This is a genomic window from Flavobacterium sediminilitoris (assembly GCF_023008245.1).
Lineage (GTDB): Bacteria > Bacteroidota > Bacteroidia > Flavobacteriales > Flavobacteriaceae > Flavobacterium > Flavobacterium sediminilitoris.
The window spans coordinates 2,520,793-2,533,043 of the sequence record NZ_CP090145.1 but is presented as its reverse complement, the minus strand read 5'-3'; the positions used below and the strand labels follow the sequence as shown (position 1 = coordinate 2,533,043).

The window sequence follows — 12,251 nt, the reverse complement described above, 5'->3', positions numbered from 1 at the left end:
AAATTATTTCTGCAATAGGTAATTTGGCAACTTTTGGAGCTTTCATTTTTCTATTTATTACAGATAAAGACAAACAAAATCAAATTGACAAATTAACCAACTTAGTGTCAGCCTTAAAAGATTTGAAAGATATTGAAAATAAAAAGCTTAATCTTACTGTGAGACCTGATGTAAAAATAACAAGTACAATGAGTCAAGGTGCAGATGGAGAATTACAAATTGGGATTGAAAATATTGGAGAAAGAACTACTTTGACAAAATTCGAACTTATATCAGAAGATTTAATACTTCATAATGAACATTTACCATTTATTATGGAGAAAGGTACTGAAAGGAAAATTTTTTCAAGGACAATAGGTGAAAAACATATTCTTGATTGTGAATATGAAATACACATCCATCATCAAGACAAAATCGACAACTCTCATATTTCAATTATAAAAGGGAAAGGCATAAATAATAAATTAGCAGAAACCAAATATAACTGTGCATAACAGCGGTTTTGAGCAAGTGGGGTTTGGCTGTTTAATGGGACGATCTTTTTGTATATTTGACTTAGTGGAATTCCTAGAAAAAAGTGGACAAATTTTAATCGACCCTAAACTGTCATTTTTAAATTGTTATTGATTAATTTTTGATACTCTAAAATAGTTAAATTATTTAATTGTTTATGACTTCTGTTTGTATTATAAAATGTTTCAATGTATTGCCCCAATTAATATATATATATTATAACTGTAAGTATAATATTTTTTAATTATATATACCAATTAAGCAAACTATAATCACGATACAACGACCTGAATAGTTGTGATTTATAGGTTTTTTGATTATTCTTTTGACGCTTTTTTAATTTATTAAAAACTTTCGTATATATTTGTGTTGTATGCAATTAGAGCAAAACATTGAGATTGAATGACACAGGTTGAAAACTACAAACAGATACTTGAAAATATTTTTAAAAAGGAGATTAGCTTTTCAAATAACAATATCATAAATAATTGCATTGGAGCTTTACAAAGTAATGACAATTATAGTGTTTTTAGCAATAATTTTATTGAACGCTTAAAAAGGATTAACGATTACTTTTCTGATTCAGAAGATATTATTACCGAGGTTATCAATACTGCAAAGCAAATTGGTCAAACAAAGGGTTATAAATGGGCAGGAGCTTATTCTGAATTAGTTGCATTGGATTATTGGATTCAATTTCAAGATTTATCTAATATTACTTTTCCAGACAGAGGCAATGTAAATGACTTTGTAGACAGTATTGCAAAACAAATTGGACAGCAAGAAATTGATTTAGACATTAGTTTAGATTTGTCAACAAAAAAGATATATACAGATGTAAAATGCTTAATTCCTACTCATACAGAATTAACTGACCAAATTTTAACTCGAGTAAAATCTAAAACCACAAGACAAGACTATTTAATCGGAATAGATGACATTTATGATGTTGATTTTTTAAGAACTAAAGCAGATTTTGTGTCAGAATTACAATCTGGAAATCTTATAGCAGAACTTGAAAAATGCATAAATCAAGGTAGTAAATATTATAGTCATACATTAATTAGCGGAAATAAAGCATCATTTAGGATTTCATACTCACAGCCTGGGAAAAATACAGTTCTTACAACTACGAGAGCAATGGATCCATACAAATTGGCAATTGACTACAAATACAAGATTTTAGATTATTACAATAAATTGTTGATTGATGAACCGAGCTTAATTACATTCGTAATAAATCCTTGGTTCAATCAAGAATTAAACTCAACACTTGGAGAATTCTTCAGTACTTTCTTGAGGTCTTTAGCAAGAAGAGTTTTTATGGAACTAACCAAAGACAATACTGATCTGGAAATCATTTTTCCAGACTTGACTGGTCATAACTTAAAGATATCAGATGTTGCCAAAAAAATTACCGGAATTATTTTCATTAAAGACAATTCAATAATGCAAACAGGAGAAGACATTAATGACGTTTATATTTATTTAAATCCCAATGCGACAAACAAAACTTTGACAAGCTCTGATTTCAATATTCTAAACTGGTCACCACCAATTAAACAACCATTTATAGACGATTTCCAAAATGACAATTATTAAAATAAAAACTGCATACAACAATGTATAACCGCAATTACGGCGGATTCGACTACGTCCGAATCCACTCGGAATTGCTAAGGTCAGTGCTAAACCGAAAATTAACGCATATTAACACGTAACTGACGGTTATACGGGCCGTTAGCGGTCAGGCAAGGACGAACCTTAACTCAATAATTTAACTTAAAGAATAATGACAAGAAATATAACAATTGCAAGCCGACTAAGAGAAGTTTTACTCAATGGACATTGGATTGCAAACACCAACTATAAAGAACAAATACAAAATATTAATTGGGAGCAAGCAACCCAAAAAGTAGCCAACCTAAATACTATAGCAGCTCTGACTTATCATATAAACTATTATTTGGAAGGACTATTAAACGCTTTTAAAAATGGAAAACTTGAAATTAGCGACAAGTATAGTTTTGACCTTCCGCCAATTATAGCAGAAGCTGATTGGAATAAATTAGTTGCTGACTTTTTGAACAATTCTGAAAAGTTTGCGAACAAAGTTGAGCTAATGGACGACAGTTATTTTGACCAACCGTTTATTGATGAAAAGTATGGGACATTTTTACGAAATATTGAAGGTGTAATTGAACATAGCTATTATCATTTGGGACAAATTTCTTTGATAAAGAAAATGCAAACTAAGAATTGACAATATTTAAATTAAATAAAAAACAGGGATTATTATGAAAAACCGAAAAACATTAATAGTCATTTTGATTATTCTAAATTCAATAGTTTTATTGGGGCAAATTTATCCTGAAGGTGCACCTCCTTTTGCTCGGGCTGTAAACATTGTTTTTCTCGTCCTCAGTCTAATATTTTTTATAACACAGACTAAGAAACAATGAAAGCCCGAACCGCTAACAAGGGTTTTGCGTCAGGCGGGCTGAAGTGCAAAATTCAACAGAAGTTTTTCAATTAAACTTTAGTAATAAAACAAGCTTTTGTGCTTCTATTTCCCGCCCGAACGCAAAACCCCAAACCGTTGTAGCACATTTAAAAAAAACGATGACATTAATATTAGAAAACACAAAACAAGTTGAATTTCACACTGAATTGTATGAAATAATAGAACCGTTTGAAAAGGAGTTTTCTGAATTAAATTGGTTATTAACAAATCAAGATTATCGAATTTTAGATTACGACCAAAAAGGCAGAATTGAAAAACTGGATTTTGAATCGGAAAAAATAACTTTTAGCGGAATTGAACTTTTGGAAATCATAAAAAACCGCAAAATTGATTTTTCTTGGTGTGTGTTTTGCGGATTTAAAAATGATATTCCAAAACTAAAAAAATCGGAATTGCCTTATGCGGACTTAAACTCTGATATTTGGAACAAACCGAATGAATTTTTAAACAAACAAAGCGAAATTGAAATTATAAGTTTTGACGGAACAGCAACAATTTTTAAAACAAAAAATATGGAAATTGAGAATAAGTTTCGCGAAAAATTTACAGATGCGATTGAATTAAAAAAAACGTTGCACAACAATGTATAACCGCAATTACGGCGGATTCGACTGAGCCCGAATCCACTCGGAATTGCTAAGGCTAGTGCATAAACTTAAATTTAGTAACTTTAACCCGTAACTGACGGTTATACTTAACCGTTGTGCGACATTTTAATTCAGAAAAATTTGCATTGTCAAATAAACATTGTTAATTTTGAACGACAATTTAACAATCATATAAAATGAAACTTGAAAAACAACCATATACCAAATTAAATATTGAGTACTTACAAAAAGTTTGGAAGGGAGAATTTAGAGATTTCATTATAAAATCTGATGAAAAATATTATTATTGGGACGATTTAAAATACAGAAAAGATGCTCCATTTGATAGTCAAATAGAAAATTGGACATTACTTAAGACATACAGAACTTCAAAATATGAAAAAATAAAATTTGGAAACTATACATTCAATTATTTTATTTCCGAATATATTTCTAAAAACCTGCATGATTTTGATTTAAAATTAATAGGAGGACTTCAGCAGAATCCTATCCTACCGTCAGATAGAATAGAATTTTTTAAAAGTTCATTGCTTGAAGAAGCAGTAGCATCCTCGCAAGTTGAAGGAGCAGCAACAACTACAGAAGTAGCTAGAGATATGCTTAAATCTGGTCGAAATCCAAGAAATGAATCAGAACAAATGATATTCAATAACTTAAGAGCTATTGAATACATAAGCGAATTCGTAAATGCTAGTATTGACTTTAAAATAATTATTGAACTTCATAAAATCATGACTGCTAATACAGATGCGGAAAAGTATTCTGGTGATTTTCGAGAAGGGGAAGTATATGTAACTGATCATGTTGATGGAGAAATTGCCCATATTCCACCAGATTGGAATGAAGTAAAATCATTAATGGGAGAGTTATGCGAATTTATTAATGATGATGAAAAGTTTATTCATCCTATTATTAAAGCTTCAATTATTCATTTTATGATTGGATATATTCATCCATTTAAAGATGGTAATGGAAGAACAGCAAGAGCATTATTCTATTGGTATTTATTAAAAAAAGGCTACACATTAGTTAAAAATATTTCCATTTCAAGAGTAATACTAGAATCTAGAACTCAATATGACAAAGCTTTTCTTAAAACTGAATATGATGAAAATGATTTAAACTATTTTATTACTTACTCAATAAAAAATATTAGAATAGCATTTGAAAAATTAATACAATATAGAGATAAAAAATTAGATGAGAGAAAAAAAGCAAACCTTGTTTCATATGAATTACTTAACAAAGGACTAAATAAAAGACAAGCTGATCTAATTGGTTTTTTATACTTAAAAGAAAAAAACAATGTCACAGTGAATTCCTATAGTGAAAAACATGAAATTGTAAGACAGACAGCAAGTAAGGATATAAATGAACTTATAAAACTAGGATTAATTGATGAAGATAAATCTAATAAACCATTTAAATACGCCATTAAAAATAAGAAAGCAATTGATGATTATTTAAAATAAAAACGATCGCACAACAATGGTAACTGTTGCACAACTACCCTTTTTTAAAACATCTTGAAGCTTCAGAATCAAAATCATAAAAATCCAACCTCTTTTAAAGTGATTTAAAGGAGGTTTATTTTTAAATGTAGTTTATAAATGTAAAAATTTTGTTGGCTTAAAATCCAGTTTTTAAAGTTGTAAAGCATCATTTTTACAATCGCTCTCGCTACTTCTGTAAGTGCGTTTGGTGTAGCCTTTGCTATCGGTTTTCTCGCCTTTGAATAAAAGTTTGGCTTGGTTACCTCTAGGTTTAGTACATTGGCAATAATGTTCTTCTTTGTTAAATCAAGATTTCGATTTTTCTACTCTTAAACCTCGTATTTGGGACAAGGATGGAGATAACAATATATATTCCGGTAATTTTTGCTCGATGGACTAATTTTTTTCAAAACCGTAAACTAATACTATTTATTTTGGTACTCAAACTCTACTGATTTTAATCGATTAATTACTCGTAAACTGAAAAACTAAGATTCAACACTAAACACTGAAAACAAACTCATCAATTGAGTACTACATCAAAAGGCATTCCAATTTATCAAAAAAAACACTCTTGACTCGTTTTTGAATGGTTTTGACTGGTTTTGACTGGTTTTGACCGGTTTTGACTGGTTTTGACGTATTCTGATGTATTAAAACCAGTCAAATAAGGCCTTTGTTCGGAGATTGTTCGGAAACGCTAGCGTCAAGTAGCGGTAAACAGGCACTTTTTCGCAACAACTTCCGAACGAAACTGCTACTTGACTGCTACTAAACCCAAAAAAAGAGAGATCATTTACTAAAAACCAAACCCTATTTTAACTTCAAAGAGGCAATGCTTGCTGTCTCCTTCATAATTAACAACAAAACAGAGACGCATGGCAATGTGTTTCTACTTGTAATGGCTCTTTTTTAATTATTAATTGTGGATAATTAATAATTAAAATACAAACTTATTATTATAATGCAAAAAATTTGAATTACATGTTTTCTAGGGTGTAATAGAAAACAATATTATATTAAATCTGCGACTCTTTTTCTTCGTGATGTGCTGTAATGTGTGAATTAAAACCTTGCCTCTATACTATTAACCGAGTCGATGGCTCTAAAACTTATAATTAATAACATGTTTTAAAAATACAAACAAGATGCTTCACAGGATAACAAGATTAAGAATTAATTATGTTAAGCCTATTTTATATCCCTATTTTTGCAATGAAAATATTAATTTCAGAAAAAAATGACTGCATTTCCTGTTACATCTTCTACTCTTTCGGCAAAAGAATTAGGCTTATTCATCATAGAAAAATACAATCTAAATAAAAACGGCTCTTGTGAGTTGTTTAGAACAGGAATTAATCATACTTATTTTATTACGGAAAATGAAATAAAATATGTTGCACGCGTTTATAGCTACAAGTGGCGTTCTAAATCGGAAATTCTTGCAGAAATTAACGTATTAAATGTATTAAAAGAGCATGCTATCAACATTTCTTATCCTATTGCAGATAAAAAGGGAGAGTATATTCAAGAAATAAATGCGCCTGAAGGAACTCGATATCTTGTTCTTTTTTCCTTTGCAGAGGGAAATAAGGTTAGGTTTATAAATAACGAAACTTGTTTTTCTATTGGTTCAATTATGGCAAGTATTCATACTAAAATGTTTGACAAAGAAATTAACCGAATACATTATAATTTAGAAACACTACTTGAGCTTCCTTATGAATATGCAAAACCTTTCTTTTCTGAAACATTAGAGGAAATGAAATTTATAAAAAAGCAAAGTATAGAAATTAAAGACTATTTTGATTTGAACGAATTAAAAAATATCCCAAAAGGAGTTGTTCACATGGATATTTGGTATGATAATATGAGTATTACAACGCAAAATGAGGTTACCATATTTGATTTTGATTTTTGTGGAAATGGTTATTTAATTTTTGATGTTGCTTATTTTTGCAAACAGCTATTTCATATTGAAACTGATAAAAAGGAATATGAATCTAAAATGAAGTCTTTTTTAAATGGATATGAGAGTATTAGAAAACTAACTAAAGAAGAAATGCTATTAATTCCTAAAGCTGGTGCTGCTATTTGGATTTTCTATCTTGGCGTTCAATCTCAACGATTTGACTGGTCGAATATTTTTTTATCTGAAAATTATTTAAAAATGTATATTGGTAAAATGAAATCTTGGATTGAATATCATGAGTCTTAAAGAAACTTAGATATTCAATATCAATCAATTAAAATTTATTAAAAAAGCTATTCTCTATTTCAAGAACAGCTTTTTTTCTTTTATTAAAATTCAAAGCTCAATCCAAACTCATGTGTTCCGTTATCATATTTATTTATATCACTTAGGTTAGATTCATAAGCGTAACCTAATTTAAGTCGGTTTTTTACCGTTATGTATAAAAGTCCGCCTATAGCTCTATCTAATCTATAATTTACACCTACATCAAATTTTTTAAAGAATTCGAAAGTCCCTGTAGCATCTGTGATTATTTCTTCCTCTGATAAACGCACTAAAGTAGACGGGATAAACTTAATGTCATTTGATATATTAAAATGATATCCTCCACTTACATAGAGTTGTGCTTTATTATTAGCTTGGGTTACTATTCCATTTTTATCTGCTACACGATCTGTTTCAAAAAGTCTAGGAACAGATAATGATGCAAAATATTTTTCGTTTTTTAAGTAAAAACCAGCACCTATGTTTGGGTTAAAATAATTGGCATTTTGAGAAAGAAAAGGATCTACTGGTAAACCGAGCCTCTCAAAATCAATATTTACAAATGTTCCTCCTGCTTGAATTCCAAATAATAAATCGGTTGCTTCTCCTACTTGTATTTTGTATGAAAAAGTGGCAAACAAAGAAGTAGTTCGTTCAATAAAAACTTTATCTGCTATTACAATAGCTCCTAAATTCATTTTATCCTTTATTGGAACTCCTAAACTGATACTTTGTGTTTCTGGAGCGTTATCAATACCTAGAAATTGGCTTCTAAAATTGGTTTTTATTGTCACTTTCTCATCAACACCAAAAGCTGCTGGATTAAAAAAATTGGTTGTATAACGATACAGGGAATAATTTGGTTCTACCTGTGCCACTGCGTTTGATGACGTGATGAAAAGGAATAATATCGAAAAAAATATTTTATATAGTTTCATTTTATCTTTTATAAACAATTAGTAATTAATGTATAACCATCCTTTAATGAATAAGGATCCATCTCCAAAAATATTAATGCTAAAATAGTAAGAACCTACTGGCACTAATTCTCCTGATCCATTTCTATTTCCTGCCCAATTATTCTGATAATTAGTAGCATTGTAAACAGCAACACCATTTCTGTCGAAAACTTCTATTTTTGCTTTTGGAAAATTGGTAATATTTTCAATAACCCAAGTGTCATTCTCTCCATCGTTATTTGGTGAAATACCTAAAATTGGTGTAACATCTGGATTTAATTCCGTATCACAAGAATCTGCAATATTATCTAAATCTAAATCGGAACCAGTAAACGACACATAAGCAGTAGCGGTATTACTATTCCCATTAACATCCGTAATTATTAATGTAACTAACTGATCTTCATTAAGTATTGGACAATTAAAAGTAGTTATACTTAATGCCATGTTTGCAATACCACAAGCATCATAACTTCCATTGTTAATCATTTCAGGAGTAATTGTAACAGTTCCAGAACTGTTAAGCTCTACACTAATATTTTGGGTAATTACTACTGGACTTTCATTATCTTCTACTGTTACAAATGCATTTGCACTACTCGTATTTCCACTGGCATCAATTGCTGTAAGTGTTACTAAAACTGGAGTTCCAACATCTGAACAGTTAAAAGTGGTTCTATCTAAAGTTAACGAAGCTATTGTACAATTATCATTACTTCCATTATCTATCATTAATGGTGTTATACTTGCATTTCCCGAAGTGTCTAATGAAATAGTTATATCTTGAGCAATTGTTGTAGGAAGTGCTATATCTGTAACTGTAATCACTTGTGTACAAGTAGCTGTGTTTCCTGTAGCATCGGTTGCTGTCCAGGTTACTGTAGTATCTCCTATTGGAAAAGAAGATGGAGCATCATTACTTACTGTTGGTACTCCGCAGTTATCGGTTGCAGTTGCAGTGCCTATTGAAGCTGTTGATGTACATTCTCCTGCATCTGTGTTTATTGTAATAGCTACTGGGCAAGTAATCACTGGATTTTCATTATCTACAACAGTTACTAATTGCGTACAAGTAGCTGTGTTTCCTGTAACATCGGTTGCTGTCCAAGTTACTGTAGTATCTCCTATTGGAAAAGAAGATGGAGCATCATTACTTACTGTTGGGACTCCGCAGTTATCGGTTGCAGTTGCAGTGCCTATTGAAGCTGTTGATGTACATTCTCCTGCATCTGTGTTTATTGTAATAGCTACTGGGCAAGTAATCACTGGATTTTCATTATCTACAACAGTTACTAATTGCGTACAAGTAGCTGTGTTTCCTGTAACATCGGTTGCTGTCCAAGTTACTGTAGTATCTCCTATTGGAAAAGAAGATGGAGCATCATTACTTACTGTTGGTACTCCACAATTATCGGTTGCAGTTGCAGTACCTATTGAAGCTGTTGATGTACATTCTCCTGCATCTGTGTTTATTGTAATAGCTACTGGACAAGTAATCACTGGATTTTCATTATCTACAACAGTTACTAATTGCGTACAAGTAGCTGTGTTTCCTGTAGCATCGGTTGCTGTCCAGGTTACTGTAGTATCTCCTATTGGAAAAGAAGATGGAGCATCATTACTTACTGTTGGTACTCCACAATTATCGGTTGCAGTTGCAGTACCTATTGAAGCTGTTGATGTACATTCTCCTGCATCTGTGTTTATTGTAATAGCTGCTGGGCAAGTAATCACTGGATTTTCATTATCTACAACAGTTACTAATTGTGTACAAGTAGCTGTGTTTCCCATAGTATTGGTTGCAGTCCATGTTACTGTAGTATTTCCTATTGGATAAACTCCCGATGCATTATTTGTGTTTGTAAAATCGTTAGTAACATATCCGTTACAAGAAACAATTCCATCAGCCCAAGCTGTAGTTGTGTCACTATTGATTAAAGTACCTGTATAACCATTCCCAGTTGCATCATTTACAATAGTACTTCCAGAGTCTTCATCTAAATGATAGTAAGCTACTAAATTAGCATCTGTTTCTGAAACACAAATATTCATTGAAGCCGCAATATCTGCATTACTTCTTTCTTGATTCCAAATTCGTACCTCATCTATTTTACCTTTAAAAAATTGAGCACTATCCGTTCTAGAACCAATAGTCATACGATTATTATCTCCAAAAGTACTTGAACCACCACTAGCAGTATTTTGTAGTTCAACACCATTAATAAGAACAGTAATTGTTTTTGAAGTTGCATTCCATTTAAAAGCTAAATGTGTCCATTGATTCAAAGGGATACTATTTGCAGTATTTACACTATAAAAAATGGAATTATCCCTTATAAAAATATAAGGTACACCTAATGAGTTTATTAATATAGTTACAAAATTATTCGAATCAAATTGTGCAAAAAACAATCTACTGGTAGAAGATGATGTTCTATTAGCCCACATTTCAATAGTAAAATTATTTGTACCAATAGAATTAAATATAGTAGGAAGTGAAGCCATAATATGGTCATTTGTTCCATCCAGTTGAATAGCATTTCCATTACTGAAACCTTCAAAATCTGGAAGTACTACATTGGCTTCACATTGCCCAGCATTATTATTTACTGTTACACTTTCTGGGCAACCTAAAACCTTAATATAAGCTGCTTTAGTAAGTGTTCTAGAACAACCATCAAGATCTGATACCGTTAAACTAACTGTATAATTTCCTGAAGTAGTATATGTATGAGAAGGGTTTTGTGCAGTTGAAGTTGGACTTCCATCTCCAAAATCCCATAGCCAACCAGTAGCTGGAGCCCCAAAAATAGTTGAATCAGTAAAAGTAACACTTGTATTTGGCTGTATTAGTGTTTGATTAGCTTGAAAATTAGGCTTAGCTCCAATAGCTTGTACCATATTTGTAAATACATCCGTATCAGTATTACCAAAACTATCTGTAACGGTTAAAGAAACAGTATAGTTACCTGTAGTATCGTAAGTGTGTGAAGGGTTTTGATCAGTAGAAGTCGTACCATCTCCAAAATCCCATAGCCAACTAATAATAGGTGCTCCATTATCCACAGATGCATCAATAAAATTGACAGATAAAGGTGCACAACCAAAATACCCTGATGCTGGCCCTCCAATATCAGCTACTGGAGCAGAAATTTTAATGTATGACACCTTGTTGATAACATGATTGATTCCAACATTTGTATCGTGTATCGTTAATTTTACTGTATATGCACCAAAACTAGTATAAGTATGAATTGGATTTTGAGCTGTGGAAGTGCCTCCGTCTCCAAAATCCCACAGCCAAGTATCAGGAAAAACAGAATGATCTGTAAAAAAAACAGTATACGGTGTTGAATTACCTACTAATGGGCTTGCACTAAATTTTGCAATAACAGGATTCATTGTAACTTTAAAAGTACCCGTATTTCCAACATCAGCATCTAAAATCAAAGTATAATTTCCTATGGGTAAGGTTGAGGCTAATCGAGTTGTGGTTGTACTTACTACTAGATTATTGTTAGCATCTAATAAATACATACTCGTTTCTGTTCCTATAGTTTCTCTATTTAAAATGATTGCTAATGCCATTTCTTCATTTGTTGAAAATGAGAAGTAAACATCATTTCCTGGTCTACCAGAGTATGAATTCCCTGAACTGGTATTATCACCATTTCCTATTGTTAAATTAGCAGTAGTACCGCTAGTATTAATAACTCCTAGAGGCGTAATGGTTTGGGCTTGTAGTATTACAATTCCCCAAAAGAAAAAGAATACTGCGGTTAAAGTAGTTTTTATACTCATAATTAACATTTTTTATACTACAAAAGTATTCTATTTATTTTATTACAAAAATACGTAGAGTATGTAATTATTACGTAGGATACGTATAATATGATATAAAAAAACCTTAACTGC

8 protein-coding genes are annotated in these 12,251 nt (G+C 31.2%); 6 read left to right on the top strand and 2 right to left on the bottom strand.

Going from position 1 to position 12,251, the window contains the following annotated elements; all coding sequences use genetic code 11:
- Positions 1-23 precede the first annotated feature (23 nt).
- From LXD69_RS11595 to LXD69_RS11570, 6 genes are all read left to right on the top strand, one after another.
- Positions 24-494 (top strand): hypothetical protein, encoded by a 471-nt coding sequence (locus LXD69_RS11595; RefSeq protein WP_246915539.1) that lies wholly within the window; start codon positions 24-26, stop codon positions 492-494.
- 421 nt (positions 495-915) lie between these two features.
- Positions 916-2,115: a hypothetical protein gene (locus LXD69_RS11590; RefSeq protein WP_246915538.1), complete on the top strand. Its 1,200-nt coding sequence runs from the start codon at positions 916-918 to the stop codon at positions 2,113-2,115.
- A gap of 190 nt (positions 2,116-2,305) precedes the next feature.
- Positions 2,306-2,776, top strand: a complete 471-nt coding sequence (locus tag LXD69_RS11585) for a DinB family protein (RefSeq protein ID WP_246915537.1) — start codon at positions 2,306-2,308, stop codon at positions 2,774-2,776.
- 242 nt (positions 2,777-3,018) lie between these two features.
- A complete protein-coding gene (locus tag LXD69_RS11580; protein WP_246915536.1) occupies positions 3,019-3,627 on the top strand; it encodes a hypothetical protein in 609 nt (202 codons plus the stop codon).
- A gap of 194 nt (positions 3,628-3,821) precedes the next feature.
- Positions 3,822-5,117, top strand: coding sequence for a Fic family protein (locus LXD69_RS11575; RefSeq protein WP_246915535.1), 1,296 nt, complete (start codon positions 3,822-3,824; stop codon positions 5,115-5,117).
- A 1,261-nt stretch (positions 5,118-6,378) separates the two neighbouring features.
- Positions 6,379-7,356: a phosphotransferase gene (locus tag LXD69_RS11570; RefSeq protein WP_045972324.1), complete on the top strand. Its 978-nt coding sequence runs from the start codon at positions 6,379-6,381 to the stop codon at positions 7,354-7,356.
- Positions 7,357-7,439: 83 nt separating this feature from the next.
- Here LXD69_RS11570 and LXD69_RS11565 read toward each other — a convergent pair whose 3' ends face one another.
- Both LXD69_RS11565 and LXD69_RS11560 read right to left on the bottom strand, forming a co-directional pair.
- Positions 7,440-8,315: a PorP/SprF family type IX secretion system membrane protein gene (locus tag LXD69_RS11565; RefSeq protein WP_082084380.1), complete on the bottom strand. Its 876-nt coding sequence runs from the start codon at positions 8,313-8,315 to the stop codon at positions 7,440-7,442.
- An 18-nt stretch (positions 8,316-8,333) separates the two neighbouring features.
- Positions 8,334-12,137 (bottom strand): PKD domain-containing protein, encoded by a 3,804-nt coding sequence (locus LXD69_RS11560; RefSeq protein WP_317236293.1) that lies wholly within the window; start codon positions 12,135-12,137, stop codon positions 8,334-8,336.
- Between the last annotated feature and the right edge of the window lie 114 nt (positions 12,138-12,251).

Coding starts and splice junctions, on each gene's coding strand:
- LXD69_RS11590 (WP_246915538.1), top strand. CDS start 916: ATGACACAGGTTGAAAACTACAAACAGATACTTGAAAATATTTTTAAA.
- LXD69_RS11585 (WP_246915537.1), top strand. CDS start 2,306: ATGACAAGAAATATAACAATTGCAAGCCGACTAAGAGAAGTTTTACTC.
- LXD69_RS11575 (WP_246915535.1), top strand. CDS start 3,822: ATGAAACTTGAAAAACAACCATATACCAAATTAAATATTGAGTACTTA.
- LXD69_RS11570 (WP_045972324.1), top strand. CDS start 6,379: ATGACTGCATTTCCTGTTACATCTTCTACTCTTTCGGCAAAAGAATTA.
- LXD69_RS11565 (WP_082084380.1), bottom strand. CDS start 8,315: ATGAAACTATATAAAATATTTTTTTCGATATTATTCCTTTTCATCACG.
- LXD69_RS11560 (WP_317236293.1), bottom strand. CDS start 12,137: ATGAGTATAAAAACTACTTTAACCGCAGTATTCTTTTTCTTTTGGGGA.